The sequence below is a fragment of the Chryseobacterium sp. FP211-J200 genome (assembly GCF_001643375.1).
Taxonomy (GTDB): Bacteria; Bacteroidota; Bacteroidia; order Flavobacteriales; family Weeksellaceae; genus Epilithonimonas; species Epilithonimonas ginsengisoli.
The window spans coordinates 1-18,806 of record NZ_LSHB01000025.1; the positions used below are offsets into that span (position 1 = coordinate 1).

Genomic DNA, 18,806 nt, shown 5'->3' on the forward strand with positions numbered 1-18,806 from the left:
TATAATGCACTACGGGTTATAATATATTAAAGCTATTAATCTGTGCAATAGTTCTTGATATTAAGGGGTCGTTTTGACCAACTCCCGAATCGATTAAAAGATCTATGTAATCTTCTAAATACCATAAAATGTACTCGCCCTCTAATTCAATAAATTCTTCTTCATGATGTATTAGATATTCCTCATAAATCCACATCCCTAAATGCAATAATAATCCGCTCTGTAAGGTTTCAAATAACATATTCTTCGGTTCAATTCTTTGCCTAACATGTTGTTTTAGTTTATCAAATAGCTCCAAACCAGTCCAGTTAGGATCATGGAGTTTTTGAATACCAAAGGAGAATAGTTTTAAGGAAATTGTAGAATTCATTTTAGAGAAAATTTAGCTATAATTTTCATAGTTTTTAAATTTCAACACTAGATTTAATTATTTCTCCAATATTTTAAATCCAGATTCACTTTTGCTGTTTTTTCATTCTCGGCTATTTTATGTGCTGCCGCTTGATAGAGATCACTACTGCCTTGAGTCAGAGTTTTTATTGATTTCCACTTAGGTAAAATCATATCAGTCTCATGATAAATACCTAATGCGACATCTCTGTCCAGAGGTACTTCCAAAAAGGTGAATTTTTTATTAAATTCTAATAAATCTTTAGGAAATCCATACTGATCAGAAAAGAATTTATTGTAGATAATCTCACGAAAAAATAAATTCAACCCTTTTCTTGCAGCTCCCCACGATTTACCATTTTCTGGAAAATTAGAAATTAAACTTTTAGTATGCTCATTAAGAAAGAGTTTATAAGAGCTTTCGCTTTCCAGCACCTTTACAAACTCAATAATCTCTATTTGATAGAAATAATCTCTTGCAATTTTTATAATACCAGATGCACCTTGATTTCTAAGCGCCGAAGCACCTACCGAAATAATGGAAATCCTTTTGTGAATTTGAAGAAGAAATTCAGATTGTTTCATAAAGTAAAAACTATTCAATAAAAATGAGTAAATCTAATCTACTATTACTTCTTTAAACTTTTGCACAAAATCTTCTGTTGAAACTCTAAAAGGTATTTGTCTAGTGGATATTGAACTGAGTTGTTCCATTAAATTTTTATTTGTTCGATAAAGTGCTTCTTGTTCTGTAGGAGCATTGATCTTTTTATGAGTTTCCATTCTTTTTAAATGATCAATCAAAATTTCTTTAAAATGTCTATCCTTTTGTTTTAAATAGGGTGCCCAAAAAATTAAAGTATCGATATCAATGACAGTTAATCCTTTGATATAATTTTTATCGTAATTGTGGCCCAGCTTTTCTTTGGCCATTGATCTATACCAATCATTTAGTCTATAATTGACTCCGGGACTCTGAAATATTCTATCCTGAATTAGTAGTATAGGATATATTGTGAATTTTTTATCTGAATTAACACCTTCATCAAAGCAAATTTGTAATCCGTATAATTATTCGTGATACTATCCCAAAAGCTGGTTGAACTTGTTGTGACGGGGGTTGAATGTATAGCCAGTTTATTACTTATGCTTCTGTTTCCTGTGGCTGGGCTGCCTGCACCAATACCAATGAAAATATTGTTAGATCCTGTTCGGTTTCCTGTTCCTGACAGGTAGCCGATAGATATGTTATCGTTTCCTGAAGTGATGTATGACATGGCTCCAGGACCAATTCCGATATTTCTGCTTCCGGAAATCACTCCATTTAAGATTCCGTTCAATGCTGAAACTCCTGCTCCATAATTAAGTTTACCTGTAATTTCGCCTTGAGACATTGCGTAAGCGCTGGCTGAATTTCCCTTTCCGGACGTTATATTAGAATCTGTTGCAAAAATAGAATTGTAATCACCTATGATTGGACTTCTGGAAATGCCCAGTATGTAATTTTCTTTCTCATCAAAATCAAGATGCAGACTGTTCCTGACAATAATTTCAACCGTAGAAGTGTTGCCCTTGAGCGCAACTGTATCTAGTGGGTCTTCCTGTATAAATGACTTCCATAGATCACCGTCAAAATAATACAACCCGGACTTTGTGATATGAATGACCTGACCGGATAAATTAGTAGCTGGAGATGTTACAAACAAGATCGCTTCTTTTTTTGCAGATGAATATGTTTTTGTTGCGAGTTGGTTTCCTGTAATCCTTGGAGGAATAATCCCGTCATAATGATTGGTGTCATTTGGTTTCCCTACAACTTCTAAAGTAGTCTCGGGCGTCTGGGTGTTGATGCCAATCTGTCCCTGTATTGATATTGCTATGAAAGGCAGAAAAAAATAAATTAATGTTTTCATTTTGTTTTTTTAATTAAAATTCATTTGGTCTTAAAAATCGTAGTAACTGTGTATAATTTATATTAATTGCTATAATTTCAGCATCCTATTGTAGATAGGGTCTGATCCAATTTGAGTAGCCCTGAAGTTCTCCATAAGTAAAATATGATGTTGATATTGCGCCTAAAGAAGCTTGAGGAATTTTTATGGTAAAATTTTCAAGCAAGGCAGGAATAAGCATTGTTGAATTCTCAGGATGTAAAAAAACAATCTGGTTAGGAATATACCCTATGTCACTAAAGATGTCCGGAATATTTATAAGTGCGTCTGAAGTAATTGGTTCTGAATCAGTCGACCTGAATATTTGAAATTTTACATTGACGATACCATTAACTTTTCTGAATGATACGGATCCTTTTAAGCCTCCATAATTTTTGGTCCCAATGGTATAGTATTTAGAAGCGGTTAAATAATTATTTGTATTTACATTATAATCAACCGGAGCGGACCATGTAGAAGTTGCACTAAGAGCCGCAGTGCTGGTATGGTCAAATGTCAATAGAATTCTATATTCAGTGGGTTGCTTTTCTTTTGAAAATGTTTGCCACAAATTGCCATCAAAATAATACAATCCGGGTTCGGTTATTTGAATGACTTGTCCTGATAAATTGGTAGCCGGAGATGTTACAAAGACGATAGTTCCTTTTTTTGTAGATGAATAGGTCTTTGCAGCGAGTTGGTTTCCTGTAATTCGTGGAGGAATAATTCCGTCATAATGATTGACATCATTTGGTTTTCCTACCACTTCTAAAGTCGCCTCTGGAGTTTCGGTATTGATGCCGACCTGACCTTGGATTGATACTACTATTAATGATAGTAGAAGATGACTCAATTTTTTCATTAATATTTTGATTAAAAATTCTGTGACAAAGTGGGTGTTAAAACCTTCCAAAACAATAGTATTCAAGGGGTTTGGGCTAAATAAGAATAATCTGGATTAGTATGGAAACTTCAGAAGATTAAAAAAGAATAATCTGGATTAATTTGGATTCTTCAAAATATTAATCGTAATATTGCAATATTAAACATTGCAACTATGGGAGCTACTAAAACAGAACATTTTACAGATAAGCAAAATCAAATTGCAACAATTGCAAAAGCATTAGGGCATCCAGCCAGAATAGCAATTATTGAATATCTGATGAAAGTCAATGAGTGCATCTGTGGGGATATTGTGAACGAATTGCCATTAGCTCAACCAACCGTTTCTCAACATTTGAAAGAACTGAAAAACGCAGGGATTATAAAAGGAAACATTTCCGGAAACGCTATCTGCTATTGCATAGACGAAAAGACTATCGAAATTCTAAACACTTATTTTTCCGCAATAGTACAAACTGTTACCAAATCAAAATGCTGTTAGCATTTTTTTATCTAAACATATCGCAATATTGCATTTAACCTATAAACATTTAATTATGAAATTATCAGAAATAAAACAAATTTTACCAACATTAGAAAATGTTGAATTCCAATTAGAAAATGGAGCTTTTGTTCCGGAACATTTTCACGTTACAGAAGTAGGAATGATTAATAAAAACTTTATTGATTATGGCGGTGTGATCCGTTCAGAGAAGGTTGTGAACTTTCAGCTTTGGAATGCGGACGATTTTGAGCATCGTTTAAAGCCTAACAAATTACTCAACATTATCAAACTTTCTGAGGATAAATTAAGAATCGAGGATTTTGATATTGAAGTTGAATATCAAAGTGATACTATTGGAAAATATGATCTAGAATTCAATGGAAAAACATTTATTCTAAAAAGTAAGACTACAGCTTGTTTAGCACAGGATGCTTGTGGAATTCCAACAGAAAAACTCAACAAGAATCTCGCGCAATTAAATGTTAATAGTACTAATACGTGTACACCAGAAAGCGGGTGTTGCTAAAACAGGTTTTTATGTATCAAAGAATACTTTTTACCGCCAACAACAAAACCACCATTTTAATTCGTCTAATGGTAGGCGCCGTGTTCCTTTCGGAAGGCATCCAAAAATTTCTCTTCCCTGCATTGCGAGGTGCCGGCCGATTTGAAAAAATCGGCTTGCCATCGCCTGAATTTTTGGGAAATTTTGTAGGGGCATTTGAGATTTTGTGCGGGACATTCGTATTGCTGGGACTGCTTACAAGGTTAGCCAGCATTCCTCTGATCATCGTTATGCTTGTCGCTCTTGCTACCACCAAAACAGAAGTGTACTTAGAAAAAGGATTTTGGGAAATGCTGCACGGAAGCCGAACCGACTGGGCGATGCTTTTGGGAAGTATTTTTTTGCTGATCAAAGGTGCAGGTTGTTGGTCATTCGATAAAATGTTGGTGTCCGATGGAAAATAAGGTCAACACCAAAGAGATCATCCTGCTCTTTCTCAAACTGGGTATTATCGGATTTGGCGGTCCTGCAGCACACATTGCAATGATGCAGAACGAGGTGGTGGTCAAAAGAAAATGGATGGACGAACAGCATTTTCTTGATCTGCTAGGAGCTGTCAACCTCATCCCCGGTCCCAACAGCACCGAAATGGCAATACACATCGGCTATGACAAAGGCGGATGGAAAGGCCTGCTGGCAGCCGGCTTGTGCTTTATTTTTCCCGCCGTTTTGATCACAGGAATATTCGCTTTCTTATATCATCAATACGGACAACTGCCCGAAGTTCAACCGTTCATTTACGGTATCAAGTCTGCGATCATTGCAGTGATCATCGGCGCAGTGTACCCATTGGCAAAGAAGTCGATCAAATCTGCGTTTCTGGCTTTGGTCGGTATGGCTGTATTATTAGGTTCCTTATCAGGGATCAGCGAAATCTATCTGATGTTTGGTGCTGGGCTACTGGCCGTAGCTGTATTCTTGTTTCAAAACAGGAATAATGGTAACACTATGCAGGGTTTTGTTCCCTTATTATTTTTCAAGGTTGGTCAAAGTGAATTTCTTTCAGAAACAAATGTGAAATTGTTCTGGATCTTCCTGAAGATCGGTTCAATTCTGTATGGAAGCGGATATGTACTATTTGCCTTTTTAGATACCGAATTGGTAGCCACTGGTTTGCTCACAAGACAACAGTTGATGGATGCGATCGCAGTGGGCCAGTTCACGCCGGGACCTGTCTTTTCTTCCGTGACCTTTATCGGTTATCAGATCAATGGACTATCAGGCGCCATCCTATCTACCATTGCCATATTCCTTCCGTCATTTATTTTCGTTGCATTGCTCAATCCGCTGATGAAAAGGATACGCAGATATAAAAGCTTGTCGGCTTTTCTTGATGCCGTCAATGTAGCTTCTGTGGCAATCATAGTTGCCGTCTGTTTTACAATGGGTAAAGAAACCGTTACGGATTGGCGAACAATCACTATTGCATTGATCAGTGCCTTTATTGTTTTCAAATTTAAAAAAGTTAATAGTGCATTTATCGTTTTAGGAGGTGCATTGTTAGGTTATATTTTAAATACAATTTAATTAAACTTAAGATCCTTAAAAATAAATCTTCTTATCAATACTAATAAAAACAGATAAAATGAAAATTGCATTATTCAGTGACATTCACGCCAACCTTCCTGCATTGGAAGCTTTCTTTGCAGATGTTGAAAAAAGAGATCCCGACAGCATCTATTGTCTGGGCGACCTCGTGGGTTACAACATCTGGCCGAACGAGGTCATCAATGAAATCCGTAAAAGAAAAATACCAACTATTGCAGGTAACTACGATTTTGGCATTGGGAGAATGAGCAATGAATGCGGTTGCGCTTACAAAACAGACGCTGAGAAGGACAATGGAAACATTTCCATTTCTTTTACCAATTCTTTGATGAAGGATGATGAGCGTGCTTACCTGCGAACACTTCCGGCACATATAAAAATAGAATTTCAATTGAACGAAGACAAACTAAACCTGCTTTTGGTACACGGGAGTCCGAGGAAAATAAACGAATATCTTTTCGAAGACCGTGAAGAAAAAAGTATGCTTCGTATTATGGAACAGGCTGACGCTGACATTATGTGTTTCGGACATACCCACAAACCATATCACAGAGTTTTAAATTCGGGTATTGATGGACAAGATCATTTTCGTCACGCAGTAAATATTGGCTCCGTTGGGAAGCCGAAAGACAACGACATAAGAGGCGGTTATGTGATGTTAACGATTAATGAAAACAGTTCTGTTTTAAACAATGAAAGTATTAGTGTCGAATTTATCCGCTTCGATTATGACTTTGAAAAGGCAGCAAAAGCAGTAGAAGACAGTCCGCTTCCGAATGAGTACGCAGAAAATCTAAGACGTGGCTATTAATCTTTAAATTCTAAAAAAATGGAACTTCCAAAAGATCTACATTATTCTAAAGAACATACTTGGGTTCATATTGAGAACAAAACTGCAACTGTCGGTATTACAGCATTTGCTCAAAAGGAATTGGGAGAAATCGTATATGTTGACTTACCGAATGTTAATCATAATTTCAAACAAGACGAAGTATTTGGTTCTGTAGAAGCAATTAAAACCGTCAGCGACCTATTTATGCCTCTTTCAGGAAAAATTATTGAAACCAATGAGCAACTTTTAAAAGAGCCAACGATTGTAAATTCTAATCCATTTGATAATGGATGGATGGTGAAAATTGAAATTGAAGACCTAAGAGAAACTGAAAATTTATTAACAGCGGAACAGTACGCTCAACTCAATAACTAGACGATGCAGCCAAAATTAAAATTCCTCGACCGCTTTCTTACCCTATGGATTTTTTTAGCAATGCTTTTGGGTGTTGGGTTGGGATATTTCTTTCCTAATATTTCTACTGTCACAAATTCTTTGTCTGTCGGAACAACTAATATTCCCCTAGCAATAGGCTTAATTTTAATGATGTATCCGCCTTTGGCAAAAGTGGATTATACTCTATTACCAATGGCTTTTAAAGACAAAAAAGTAATGTCGGTATCATTACTACTCAATTGGATTATCAGCCCTATTTTAATGTTTGTATTAGCTATCATTTTTCTAAGAGATGAGCCAGACTATATGATTGGTCTGATTTTGATCGGTCTAGCAAGATGTATTGCAATGGTAATTGTCTGGAACGATTTAGCAAAAGGTAATCGGGAGTATGCAGCGCTGCTGATCGCATTAAACAGTATTTTCCAATTGGTGTTTTATAGTTTTTATGTTTGGCTATTCATCAACGTCCTGCCACAAAAACTTGGCTTAGGTAATTTCAATGTTGCTGTACCAATGAAAGATGTTGCCGAGAGTGTATTCATTTATTTAGGAATTCCTTTTATTGCAGGATTTTTGAGCCGTTATTTTTTGATCAAATTAAAAGGAAAAGAGTGGTTCAATAGAAAATTCATTCCGGCTATTTCACCTATTACTTTGTATGCTTTACTGTTTACCATTGTATTGATGTTTAGTTTGAAGGGCGATAAAATTTTAGAGCTACCAATGGATGTTGTTAAAGTTGCAATCCCATTAGTGATTTACTTTGTTCTTACATTCTTTATCAGCTTTTTCATTAGTAAGGCATTGAAAGTACCGTACGACAAAAATGCATCTATCGCTTTTACAGCGACAGGAAACAATTTTGAATTAGCTATTGCTGTTGCTATAGCAGTTTTTGGAATTCATTCTTCACAAGCATTTGTTGGGGTCATCGGACCACTGGTAGAAGTACCAGTGCTGATCTTACTGGTTAGGGTTAGCTTATGGTTAAAAAGAAAATACTATTCTTAAACAAAATATTAGCTGAAACACTAAAAACAAGTTCCGCAGTTTTTTTTCCCTTTTTGCAAAAAAGGCAAGATCGTCTTTGGATATCAAACTTGAAAAGTTTGTATATACAAAGACGATCTTGCCATAAAAGTGTGCCGTTTTTTTCAGAGCTCTGAAAAAGAATTTTTGTACAATTTATAACGCTGATAATTATTCATTTATATTAAATCAGCATTGTCATAGAGAGAAAAAAAATCACAATATTATAAGAAAATATTATCCTGTATTCTAATTTTGCAGGTATAGATTAAACCTTTATCTTTTTCACGCAGGTTAAGTAATGACCTGTATTTAAATTACACAGGCTGATAAAAACAAATCTTGTATTTTCTTCACGAAGGCTTAAGCTGTAGTCATTTTACGCAGGCTTACAATCAACCTTACTATTTTACCTAGGTATAAGATTACACCTGTGCTTGTTTTACACAGGTTCCAGAATGAACTTATATTATTTTATACAGGTAGGATATTAAATCTATAGTTTCTTTACGCAGATACAAGAAGGACTTAAGTTCCATTTATAATACCCAAAGTTGAACAAATATCTAAATACAACAATGAAATCAATAAGATATAAAATGATAATTCAATAAATTTGACTAAATAAGCAGAGAAGAAATGGATTTAGGAAAAGAGATTACTTGGGTATTAGAATTTTACAAGTTGTACGAAAGCAGAAATATTGACGAAATAAAGAAGAGGCTGTTCGACATTTCTGATATTATGATATATCTACACGAAATCTTAGCGGAAAAAAACCTAAAGCTACAGGAGAAAGATATGTACTCGGAACAATTGGTCATTAAATTGCACCTTCAGAATTTAAGCTTGTTAGAGCTATCAAAAGGACATTCAATCAAATCTAATTTTTACGAGAACAAAGCTCCACATATTAAGTTTTTAGATCTGTCTTCGATTATTACAATTGTGAGGTCACAGTATGAGTCTCTTTTAATGTATCAACATTTATACATTAATTCCGATTGTGAAAACGAACAAAAATTAAGATTTGAGTCGTGGATTATGTCTTCTATGATGCTAAGGTCTAAAGTATTCTCTCGGTCGACAGCAATTGACAAGCAGAGGTTTGAGAATGAACAAGAAGCAATTATGAGATTACGCAAAAGTATTTCAAACAATGAAATTTTTCAAAAACTTTCCGAGAAACAACAAAAAAGCTTGCTGGAAAATGGTTCCGGAAAATTGTTTAAAAGTTGGGATACTCTATTTTTAGAATCAAAATTCAGTGAAATAGGCGTATTCTCAAAACTTTATTATACGGCTTCTGTTTATGCTCATTCAGAAGGCATTCTTGCCCTTCAGTTAAAAGAGACCAAACATCTGATGGAACACGAACATATGAAGGAAACCCTTTACCTTATGCTTTTTTATTCCTATCTGATGACCAGTATAATGATAAAAAATATTACAAATAAATTTCCCTTGGTCAAGGAAAGGTATGATAAATTGGATGAAAAGAAAAAGTTTGAAATTGATTTTAATTATCTTCTGTCATTTAAGTAATCATAAAACTGATGATATATTATTCTACCGAGAATTATTATCGGTATTTCTTGACCACCAAAAATCCTCCAGTTTCCAGGTATGATTTCTAATTTCGTGGACTAAATCTTTTAGTTCGTCAGAGTAATCAGTTTGCCCAAGCTTCATTTCAATTTCAGTCTGTATTGTCCAAAGAGACCTGCTCAAAAAATTGATATGCTTTTTTAACTCATTCATTCTGTCATAGGAAATCTCAGAATCATTGCCGAAATTATAATCCTCAGCATTAGAACAATTATCTGACAAAAGATATTCACCATCATTATCATCACTCTTTATAAAGCCCAACCTGAGCGCCACTTTTTCGGAAGCTGTAAAATTATCTTTACCTATTTCAACTTCGTTAATCGTTATTCTCTGTTCATCTCTCTTTAAAAACAAATGAGGAATAATGCTTTGCTTCAAGGCATTTGTCAAATGTCCCATTCCCCGATATTCCGGTAGTACAAACCAATGTAAATCTCTTACCATATCATATACAATGGCTACAAAAATGTTCTCTGCATTTTTTATCAGATAAAAATTGTCAGGTCCATCAGAAGAAGTTACACTATCTGTCAATTTGGGTATATCATCCCATATTTTGGCAAAATCCACATTTGAACTTAGAGGTCTACGATAAATTAGACTAGATATTTGGTTATTTTCATTTAATCCTTCAAGCAAAGATTGTAGTGATTCATTTGTCATTTTTTATTTATTGGTTTAGCTGAAAGACCTACCACTCTATTTCATATATTTTATCATCATCACTTAATTCCAGATCTTCTATCTTACAATTATACTTTTTCGCCTCCGACTGAAGAAAAATTAGTAGGTCATTATACTCTTCTGAAGAATATATAGAAACTCTCATTAGATGTGCTAATTTTCTATAAGAATTCTTGCCGCCGTTCATTTCAAAAAATGACGCATTAATATGTCTCATAAACAGATACAAATATTCATTCCCCGCATTTACAGCACCATTGAGATAAGGTAAGAGCTTTTTGGTGCCGGCAGAATCATAATTTTCCATCGCCAATTCTATCCAGTATTCGAGATGTAGAAACATTGCAATGTCAGCTTTATTACCATCGACCATTCTCATATTGTATCTTAGTGCAATAATGGAAAAAACAATATGCGGCCAGGAAATTTTGAACCCGACATAAGGAATTTCTTCAATGGAATAATGACTATGGTCTTTTGTTAATCTGCTTCCGTAGGATGCTTTTCGTATTTCATACGAAAAACTGCTGATCAATTTGTTTTTGTCTTCGTAACCTTTGATATGATAAAAAGATTCGTCATTCCAGAATTTGGAAATAATTTCATAAAGGTATTCTAAATCATCACGGGTTCCCCATATTTCAACTCCTAATCCTTTTTTTGTCGGTACAGCATAGATCATTTCTGATGGTTTTGTTTTGAACAAATTTAATCAAGAAAATCTATCTTTAAAAGTTTATTATTCGGTTTAATGCTTAAATGTGAATCTGCAACTTTTTTTCAAAACCAGACCTAAAAACGCTCGGAATACCCTCCAAGTCGATTCAGGCGAAGTTTCTTTTAAAAAGCAACCTATAGAGTCGCCTATAATAAATAATCCCCTGAGCAGAGCCCCGAGGTATTCAATGGAATAGATTCTATTTTTAGTTTTATGAAAAAACCTTCCATTTTTCAACCTTTTCCTCTTTTAACCCCGAGGCAAGCCTCGAGGTATTCTCTTCGAATAAAACCTTATCGTTAACAGTTTAGTATGATACTCACTGCACTTACTTAATTGGACTGCTTTGTGAATTAAAAAGAAGAGGAAGTAAGTGCTAAATATAACAAATGGGATAATGAATATCCCACGCAAAAAACTCGCAATCTGTTTGGTAAAATGTACGAGAGGGGTATTGTGTAGCTGTTCATTTTGACAAAGTGTTGCATCCGCTTTAAATCGCAAAAATGCTTTTCCGACCGCAGGGAGGAATCGCATTTTTGCCCGCCGATTCCGGCTTTTAGGCGACTTTTATCGGTTGGGTGCGGAAATCTTTCAGATTGTGAAAAAATCCCTTGTATTCGGTCATTCCCTTGCGAAACAAGTTCCACAACAAAGAACATCCCATTTGTGCCAATGATGAATTGATGAACAAATCTTGATGTTCCAATGCTTCTGCAAGTGAACAACTTGGCGTGTTGTCTTCCTGTTCGGATTGCTTCAGCAATTCGCCAAATTCATCGATAATAGATGGCAGACTTTCCACCGTTTCGTACTTTTCGGAATTGGGTTGCTTAATCTCTCCGATGGTAGAAAGTATAACTTGTCCCGTATCTCGGCTGTTGCCAAAATCCAGCCAATATCTTGGCTCGTCTTGGTAGTGCCTGCGGTAGCTTGTTTCTTTAAGAATTTCAGCTACGTCAAACCTCGCCTGTACATTGTCCACACAAGTAATGGTAATTGTTGCCCTTGATTTTTCGGGCAGTCTGCCAAAATTGTCTTTTTCAAATTTTACCGTTTCGGCTTTCCAATTTGTACCTGCCCAGCGATTGCACCGATTGATTAAAGCAACGGATTTGTATAATCCTGTTTCACTTTCTGCAAAACGCTGTATGCCTAAATTAGCACTCGTGATAACATCATCATCCCAAAGACGGACTTGCAACCCTGCGTGTCCCAATGATATCAAACTCTCGTTTATCTCCATTAAGGCGGTCAATACTTTTGATCCTGTGCCACCTGCTCCGATAAGGTTTACCGAAATCGGGTTGGTAGGATTGAGTAAATAGTTGTCCGTAAAATGAACTGCTGTTTTTGTCGTATTCATCACAATAGATTTTTAAGGGTTTTATTATTCTTTTTCAATACTTCTTTAGGAAAGGGTTTATCGGTATTGATAAGGTCTTTCCAAAGGTTCACAATGTTTTTTTTCGTCAAGTTTTCGCATAATGAATGGCTGAAATAGGAATTGAAAAAATAATATTCCCACGCCTGGGTAAATTCCTCAACCGAAGCCGAATTTTTAATATCAATACTCACCGTACCCATACAGACATTGCCTTTTTCGTAGATATTGAAAAAAGGCGCATAATGCAATGGCGTTTTTTCCGTTGGTCTTCTGTCGCTTGCCAAAGCAAATACAGTTAGACTGCTTTTGCTCGCCAACCAAAGCATTGATGGTACTTTTGCCATTCCGCTGGGTATGCCCAAACTATCCACAAAGTACAATTTCCGTTGTTGTGTTTTGGTGTACCAAAGTACCGTACCTTTTTCAGCATTTGGATTGATATGCAGGATATCGGTCGGCAAGATTCCCTTTGGTTTTAAAAAGGCTCGGTTCTTTTCTTCATCGGTCTGTAAGGACTTGGCTAAAACGTTAGCTTCCTTTACGGTTAATGGATGGGCATTGATAGGCATTCCGTTGCTGTCCATATCGAAATGCTCCACATACATATCGGTTTCAGATCCTTTGGTTTCATAGAAAACCAATGCAGATTTTGGATAGTATAAGGTGCCAAAAGAGTCTTTTATGTCGGTTGTATTATTCATTTTTCTATTGTTTTGTATTCGTATAATAATCCACTCAAATCACTCAATAAATCAAATAAACGGTTCTCAAAATCGAGGTTGGCTGTTGGTATTTCGCTGCCGTCAAATCGCTTGGAAATTGTCGGTTCTTCCATTGCTCCGTACTCGTTAAATTGATTGTTGATGGTATCTGAGAGACTTTCCTATCACCAACCTTTTGTGTCTGCGATAAATGAAATGTACTTTTCCATTCTGATTACTTCATTTTCGTCATCATCATTACAAGGGTCTTGTTCGGGCTAAAGTGCGTTTCTGAAAATGGTTGCGTTCGGATATTCTGTAAGAAGTGCAAACGCATTGTGAGCAACTTGCCAGCATTCGCTATCGAACGCATCAGCAATTTTAAATCGGTTCAAACGCTGTTCAAATACCTGTAGATTGATACGGTTGAATAGCTTTTGTTCTATCTTATCGCCCGTATATTCGGCATTTCTCAACTCACATTTATACTTTTCAATATCGTCTGTTTGCTCGTCCTGCTCCACCCAATCATTCATCATTTCGTAGAGCCAATACAAATAACTTTCTTCCTGTCTGTAATATGGAATTTGGGCGATGTGGTACAGATAACTGCATACCGATAGTAAAAGCTGTGCATTCTTTTTACGCTTCGGGTCTTTGAGCATTTTAAAAAGCGGTACAATAGGAATGTAATACAAGGTTGTACCTGTATTGTATCGTTCCTCACTTGTTAAGTAGGTTTTCTTACTGTCCTGTACCAATTTGAAACTATCCCAATTGATATTGGTTCGTTTTACTTTGGTTTCCATATCCCACATAGCCAAGGTTATATTGTATGGAAAATCAAAATCTTTGGTCTGCATGGGCTCAATGCTGTAATGCTCGGCAAGTCGGGAAAGGGACTTGTAAAAATCCCTCTCCGTTTTCTGACAAGCCTGTACGGATTTTGCCGTTTTCAGTTTAGGCAGAAATGTACATTTTAGAATAGCATTGGCAACATTGCTATCGGTACGGATTTCTGTTTGTCTTTCTGCACTTGGTTGGCGTCCTTTGGTCTTTGCATCCAATTGGCGAACTCGCCCAACTGTCGGTGCAATTGCCGTTGCCGTTTCTGTTCTGGTATACTGATAACTCCCGATATAATGTGGCGTTGCATAATTCATCGCTTTATAATTTTGTTTTAACCTTTCGTACCCATTACACTCTCAAATTTGTACTCTATTGCATCATCTTTTATTTGCGGTGCAGATACTTTTGCAGTTGTCAAAATCGGGTACATATTGGCGTAAAAATTCATTACCGATTCTACGTTCCATTTTGGTTCGGGGTCGTTCAGTCGGATTTCCTGTCCGTTGTCTTTAAGTATAAAAACTCGTTCTAATTGCGTTGCTAATAACATAGTTTAGAATTTTGGGGTTAAGAAATGACTTGATTTTCCGTAAAATCGTTAGTCGTGGTTTCAGAAAAAAGACTTGGTGCAAAATGCCTTTCGTATTCATCCTGCTTTTTGCGGATGGTGTCAGTATATTCAGGATAATCTGTAATTTTCGGAAGTACAGTCCAGGCATCCTTATATTTCCCTTCTTTTTCAAGTTCTTCAGCTTTCTGCAAGCATTCTTTGTACTTTTTGACCTTCGCTTCCCTTTCCTTGTTCTCTTTATCAGTTTTCTGCTTTTCCATCGCTGATTTCTTCTTGGTTTCTTCGAGTTGCTTCATAAAAGATTCCATATCGACCATCAATCCGGAAGCTGTTTGTAATGGCATAGAAATACTTTCAAAAAATCCGTTGTCCAGTTCTTCCGCTGTACCTCTTAAATTAAGGGGCGGAATCATTTTTCTCGCTTCGTCACCGCATTGCTCATTATTGAGCAGTACGGAAAGAACGAAACTATTATCTGTGGTATTTCGAAGTATGATCTGTAAATCTCCTGTCAGATCAAGCTTGGCGATCTGTCTAAAAAAATTGGTCTGCATAATCTTGTTTTAGTTGGTTAGCTCTTTCAATGAAAATTCGGATGTCCAAAATTCATCGCCTAAATTCTTTTCAAAGCAGCTGTAAACAGCGTTGCCGTTACTGAATATCTGCATCTGATAACTTGACAATTTAAAATCTATTCCCTTCAGCTCTTCCTCATTGGTTTCGATAAAAAGAACAGAATCGTCACCAAGCCATTTTTGAATCTCGGGATAACTTTCATTGGAATAGCGGTAAAAATCGACTGCCTCGTCATTATAATTGAGCCATTTGAATGAATCGTCATTTTCAAATGCCTTTACACTGTTGAGCCTTTCCTTTTGTATTTCTTTCCACTCTGCTGTTGTATTGATAATAGCAAAGTCACAAAGTTCTGAATCGTTAAAAGCTTTTATCAAAAGGTAATCGGTTGGAATGTTGGATATTTTCATTTTGTTGATATTTAGTTGTTAATAATTAGAATGGCAGATCACCATCATTTTCTCCCTCTTTCACTTTAGCGTTCTGTGGTTTTGATTTGACTTTTTCAACAGTTTCCGTTTTTTGACCACCTCCGTGCAACTTGATGTTTGACGTATGGAAATTAAGACCTGATCTGATCTCTCCGTCTTTACCTATCCACGCATTGCAACTCACTCTGCCTGTTAGCTCAACCAAAGTCCCTTTGGTAAGGATCTTTGCCACATTCTCACTGATCCAGTACGAGCAATTGTAATACGTTGTCTCTTCTCTGCGTTCACCTTGTTTGGTCTTGTAGCTATCATTGATGGCTACCGAGAAATTCACTACTTTTTTGTCATTTTTCAAAGTGTTGATTTCTGCGTTTTTAGTAATTCTGCCTACGATGTTCATAATTTTCGGTTTTAAATGTTAATAATTGATTTTTGTTAATTTTAAATTTTCAGATCTGATTGATTTGGTTCCGAGGACACTCGGCTTTTCTTTTCTTTTACTGAATTGGAAAAGCATTTTTTTCGTTTTTTGATTTATTGCTTTTCCGCTGATGTCAAAGACCGTCTGTGATGTGATTGATTCGTATAACTGAGGTTCCGGCTTTTTCTTTGCCGATGATCATAGGAAAGTATCAGGCACATGAAACCGCGAGCCTCCAACACTTTGGAGGAGAAGGCTCGAAATATTTTTGTCCGCAGGATTCAGGAGTGTCTGGAAAAATTATTGGAACGTGTGGAAAGAATTTTTATAGAAACCCAAAAATATTTTTTGGTGTGACTGATGCTGCCCTACATTTGCATTAGTAAAAAGCAAGACATCAGTTGTACTTAATTACATAGATAGTCGATGATATTTCGGAATGTAAAATTCAATATAAGAAGCTGGCTTATTTCAATTTCTAAAATATAAACCTATAAAATATGTAAACAAATTTGTTTATATTTGTATTATGAAATCACTGTTAAAATATAAAGGGATACACCCGGGAATCGTTCTTGAACGGGAGCTGGAGAAGCGTTCGCTCAAAAAGCGTCCTTTTGCTTTATCTATCGGTGAATCTGCTCAGGCCATAAATAACATCACAAATGGAAAAAGAAAGATTCCTGTTGCCCTTGCACTGAAGATCGAGAAAGAACTTCAGCTCGAAGAAGGGAGCATCGTTATCCTTCAAAGTTATTATGACATCAAGCTTGAAAAGGATAAAATGAAAGAAACGCCAAAACTTTCAGTTCTTCGCAGGTCTTTGTTCTGGGATACCGATATCGACCGGATTGACTGGAACAGACAGCACAAGGCAGTTATAAAAAGGGTTTTTGAACGCGGTAATGATGATGAAAAAAACGAAACCATCCGTTTCTACGGAAAAAGAAAAGTTGAATCAGCATTAAAGTCAACCACTACGCAACCAATGAAGCTGCATAAAAAGTCATAATGAGCAATATGTATTACAATACCGTCAATGAATTACTGAAAAATAGCCTGCAGATTCTGATGGCTCCAGAAGTCTTTAAAGATTTCAGGCTTGTGGGAGGAACCTCTTTAAGCCTTCAGTTGGGTCATCGTATGTCTATAGACATAGACCTGTTCAGTGATGCAATTTATAGAAGTATTGATTTTAATGAACTGGACATTTTTCTCAGATCTGCTTTTACTTATGTAGACTCTTCCAATGATCTTGATCCTGCAATGGGAAAATCCTATCTCATAGGAACTGATAAAGACAATACCGTAAAACTCGATATTTATTACACAGATACGTTTATACGGCCCGTACTGACAGTTGAAGCAATAAGACTGGCAACAATTGAGGAGATCATTGCAATGAAAATAGATGTCGTCCACAGAGGCGGTCGTAAAAAAGATTTTTGGGATCTGCACGAGTGCCTTTCGAATTATGGGATCGGCAAAATGCTGGAGCTTCACGAAGAGCGATATCCATACAGTCACGACAGGGATTTAATATTAAAGAATTTTATTGACTTCACATCTGCTGATGACGATTTCGACCCTATATGTCTTCAGGGAAAGTATTGGGAGTTTATCAAAGAAGATATTGAAGAGGCAGTCAACAAGTACCAGAAGTCATAATTTTTCATTGAAATTACAGAACCATTCGTTCAGATCTTTGAAATCGATATACAATAAAGAACAGTCTTCTACATTATCGTGATCATTTTGAATCATTTTTTTGGTAGCTCTTCCATTAAGATCATTATCAAAGAAAATGTAAACAAAGGTGTTTTGGAGAAATTTGAAGAGTTACTGAACAGCTATTTTAATTCAGAAAAACCAAATAATCTGGGATTGCCTTCTGTCGCATATTGTGCGGATGAACTCAATCTTTCTCCCAACTATTTTGGAGATCTGATCAAAAAAGAAACCGGTAAAACGGCGCAGGAATACATCCAAAACAAAATCATTGATGTTGCAAAAGAAAGGGTTTTTGATGCCGAAAAATCTATTAGTCAGATCGCCTATGATCTTGGGTTTAAATATCCACAGCATCTTACTCGCTTATTCAAGCAACGAGTTGGTTATACGCCGAATGAGTATAGGAATTTGAATTGATTTTAAAAATAGTTTAAAACAAATAATTTGTACCCGATTGTTGGATATAACTCAAATAACACTTTTGGTAAGTATTGCATTTGGTATTATCTAAATTTTATTTATTGTTTCGCGTAATTATTTAGATAAACATCATTTGAAAAAAAGATAATTTTCCAATTTTTTATTCAATAAAAATTCTTCGAATGTATTTAAAATGAGTTTATTGTAAGTTACTGATAACCTGTAATATATTATTAATATCTTCCACTAGATGGTTTGAATAGAGTCCTGTCAAGTCACTTAATGAGACAACTATTTATTAGTTGTCTCTTTTTTATAGACATAACAAATTATTTATCAAACTGTTATAGCTTGACATTTTATGGTTTGAATTTTTTCACTTGAAATCTTTAGCTTATCTAAAATATACAGCCTAAAATTGCTACATCAGAGATTTCATCGGCATTTAAGTATGGTTTGAAATCTCATTAAGGTTCTAGTATTTTTTCTCTTTTGGCTTATTATAACTTTTTGATACTAAATATAATAATTCTAATATGATTTTAGCTTCTTTCTCATTTACCTGAACTCCATTCTTGGCCAGAATAATAATAATTGGTTGCTCTACTGAAACATTCCTATCAAT

At 35.7% G+C, this 18,806-nt stretch carries 25 protein-coding genes; 11 read left to right on the forward strand and 14 right to left on the reverse strand.

Going from position 1 to position 18,806, the window contains the following annotated elements:
* Positions 1-16 precede the first annotated feature (16 nt).
* The 5 genes from AXA65_RS08890 to AXA65_RS20035 all read right to left on the reverse strand — a co-directional run bounded on the left by AXA65_RS08890 (position 17) and on the right by AXA65_RS20035 (position 3,174).
* The gene (locus AXA65_RS08890; protein WP_063969770.1) at positions 17-370 is read right to left on the reverse strand and encodes a hypothetical protein; all 354 of its coding nucleotides are present in this window, start codon (positions 368-370) and stop codon (positions 17-19) included.
* 53 nt (positions 371-423) lie between these two features.
* A complete protein-coding gene (locus AXA65_RS08895; RefSeq protein ID WP_063969771.1) occupies positions 424-975 on the reverse strand; it encodes a hypothetical protein in 552 nt (183 codons plus the stop codon).
* Between the two features lie 33 nt (positions 976-1,008).
* Positions 1,009-1,323: a hypothetical protein gene (locus tag AXA65_RS08900; protein WP_063969772.1), complete on the reverse strand. Its 315-nt coding sequence runs from the start codon at positions 1,321-1,323 to the stop codon at positions 1,009-1,011.
* A 62-nt stretch (positions 1,324-1,385) separates the two neighbouring features.
* A complete protein-coding gene (locus tag AXA65_RS08905) occupies positions 1,386-2,303 on the reverse strand; it encodes a hypothetical protein (protein WP_063969773.1) in 918 nt (305 codons plus the stop codon).
* A gap of 85 nt (positions 2,304-2,388) precedes the next feature.
* Entirely contained in the window at positions 2,389-3,174 is a 786-nt protein-coding gene (locus AXA65_RS20035) for a hypothetical protein (protein ID WP_185114320.1), read from the reverse strand.
* Between the two features lie 204 nt (positions 3,175-3,378).
* Between AXA65_RS20035 and AXA65_RS08915 the strand changes: the two genes are divergently transcribed.
* From AXA65_RS08915 to AXA65_RS08950, 8 genes are all read left to right on the forward strand, one after another.
* Positions 3,379-3,705: an ArsR/SmtB family transcription factor gene (locus tag AXA65_RS08915; protein ID WP_002981116.1), complete on the forward strand. Its 327-nt coding sequence runs from the start codon at positions 3,379-3,381 to the stop codon at positions 3,703-3,705.
* A 55-nt stretch (positions 3,706-3,760) separates the two neighbouring features.
* A complete protein-coding gene (locus AXA65_RS08920) occupies positions 3,761-4,234 on the forward strand; it encodes a DUF6428 family protein (protein WP_063969775.1) in 474 nt (157 codons plus the stop codon).
* An 11-nt stretch (positions 4,235-4,245) separates the two neighbouring features.
* The gene (locus AXA65_RS08925) at positions 4,246-4,677 is read left to right on the forward strand and encodes a DoxX family protein (protein WP_063969776.1); all 432 of its coding nucleotides are present in this window, start codon (positions 4,246-4,248) and stop codon (positions 4,675-4,677) included.
* Positions 4,667-5,800 (forward strand): chromate efflux transporter, encoded by a 1,134-nt coding sequence (gene chrA, locus AXA65_RS08930; protein ID WP_063969777.1) that lies wholly within the window; start codon positions 4,667-4,669, stop codon positions 5,798-5,800. The genes AXA65_RS08925 and chrA overlap by 11 nt, the downstream gene beginning before the upstream one ends.
* 58 nt (positions 5,801-5,858) lie before the next feature.
* Positions 5,859-6,632: a metallophosphoesterase family protein gene (locus AXA65_RS08935; protein WP_063969778.1), complete on the forward strand. Its 774-nt coding sequence runs from the start codon at positions 5,859-5,861 to the stop codon at positions 6,630-6,632.
* Between the two features lie 18 nt (positions 6,633-6,650).
* Positions 6,651-7,028, forward strand: coding sequence for a glycine cleavage system protein GcvH (gcvH, locus tag AXA65_RS08940; RefSeq protein ID WP_063969779.1), 378 nt, complete (start codon positions 6,651-6,653; stop codon positions 7,026-7,028).
* A gap of 3 nt (positions 7,029-7,031) precedes the next feature.
* Positions 7,032-8,063 (forward strand): ACR3 family arsenite efflux transporter, encoded by a 1,032-nt coding sequence (arsB, locus tag AXA65_RS08945; protein ID WP_063969780.1) that lies wholly within the window; start codon positions 7,032-7,034, stop codon positions 8,061-8,063.
* A gap of 657 nt (positions 8,064-8,720) precedes the next feature.
* Complete coding sequence (locus tag AXA65_RS08950) at positions 8,721-9,626, forward strand: hypothetical protein (protein WP_063969781.1); 906 nt, start codon at positions 8,721-8,723, stop codon at positions 9,624-9,626.
* Between the two features lie 24 nt (positions 9,627-9,650).
* Here AXA65_RS08950 and AXA65_RS08955 read toward each other — a convergent pair whose 3' ends face one another.
* The 9 genes from AXA65_RS08955 to AXA65_RS08995 all read right to left on the reverse strand — a co-directional run bounded on the left by AXA65_RS08955 (position 9,651) and on the right by AXA65_RS08995 (position 16,009).
* The gene (locus AXA65_RS08955) at positions 9,651-10,355 is read right to left on the reverse strand and encodes a GNAT family N-acetyltransferase (protein WP_063969782.1); all 705 of its coding nucleotides are present in this window, start codon (positions 10,353-10,355) and stop codon (positions 9,651-9,653) included.
* Between the two features lie 28 nt (positions 10,356-10,383).
* Complete coding sequence (locus AXA65_RS08960; RefSeq protein ID WP_063969783.1) at positions 10,384-11,058, reverse strand: DUF6904 family protein; 675 nt, start codon at positions 11,056-11,058, stop codon at positions 10,384-10,386.
* 595 nt (positions 11,059-11,653) lie between these two features.
* On the reverse strand, positions 11,654-12,460 hold the full coding sequence (locus tag AXA65_RS08965; protein ID WP_063969784.1) for a PRTRC system ThiF family protein: 807 nt from the start codon (positions 12,458-12,460) through the stop codon (positions 11,654-11,656).
* A complete protein-coding gene (locus AXA65_RS08970; RefSeq protein WP_063969785.1) occupies positions 12,460-13,182 on the reverse strand; it encodes a PRTRC system protein B in 723 nt (240 codons plus the stop codon). Before AXA65_RS08970 ends, AXA65_RS08965 begins: the two co-directional genes overlap by 1 nt.
* A 278-nt stretch (positions 13,183-13,460) precedes the next feature.
* Entirely contained in the window at positions 13,461-14,345 is an 885-nt protein-coding gene (locus AXA65_RS08975; protein WP_317040344.1) for a hypothetical protein, read from the reverse strand.
* 17 nt (positions 14,346-14,362) lie between these two features.
* Positions 14,363-14,581 carry a PRTRC system protein C gene (locus AXA65_RS08980; RefSeq protein WP_028122929.1) on the reverse strand — a complete coding sequence of 73 codons (219 nt, stop codon included), beginning with the start codon at positions 14,579-14,581 and terminating at the stop codon, positions 14,363-14,365.
* Between the two features lie 17 nt (positions 14,582-14,598).
* The gene (locus AXA65_RS08985; protein WP_063969786.1) at positions 14,599-15,156 is read right to left on the reverse strand and encodes a hypothetical protein; all 558 of its coding nucleotides are present in this window, start codon (positions 15,154-15,156) and stop codon (positions 14,599-14,601) included.
* Positions 15,157-15,165: 9 nt separating this feature from the next.
* Positions 15,166-15,588 carry a hypothetical protein gene (locus AXA65_RS08990; RefSeq protein ID WP_063969787.1) on the reverse strand — a complete coding sequence of 141 codons (423 nt, stop codon included), beginning with the start codon at positions 15,586-15,588 and terminating at the stop codon, positions 15,166-15,168.
* A gap of 25 nt (positions 15,589-15,613) precedes the next feature.
* The gene (locus tag AXA65_RS08995; protein WP_063969788.1) at positions 15,614-16,009 is read right to left on the reverse strand and encodes a single-stranded DNA-binding protein; all 396 of its coding nucleotides are present in this window, start codon (positions 16,007-16,009) and stop codon (positions 15,614-15,616) included.
* Positions 16,010-16,559: 550 nt separating this feature from the next.
* Between AXA65_RS08995 and AXA65_RS09005 the strand changes: the two genes are divergently transcribed.
* The 3 genes from AXA65_RS09005 (at position 16,560) to AXA65_RS09015 (ending at position 18,178) form a co-directional block, all read left to right on the forward strand.
* Positions 16,560-17,042: a transcriptional regulator gene (locus tag AXA65_RS09005; RefSeq protein WP_063969790.1), complete on the forward strand. Its 483-nt coding sequence runs from the start codon at positions 16,560-16,562 to the stop codon at positions 17,040-17,042.
* On the forward strand, positions 17,042-17,698 hold the full coding sequence (locus AXA65_RS09010) for a nucleotidyl transferase AbiEii/AbiGii toxin family protein (RefSeq protein WP_228391654.1): 657 nt from the start codon (positions 17,042-17,044) through the stop codon (positions 17,696-17,698). The genes AXA65_RS09005 and AXA65_RS09010 overlap by 1 nt, the downstream gene beginning before the upstream one ends.
* A gap of 87 nt (positions 17,699-17,785) precedes the next feature.
* Entirely contained in the window at positions 17,786-18,178 is a 393-nt protein-coding gene (locus AXA65_RS09015) for a helix-turn-helix domain-containing protein (RefSeq protein WP_371131540.1), read from the forward strand.
* Positions 18,179-18,806 lie beyond the last annotated feature (628 nt).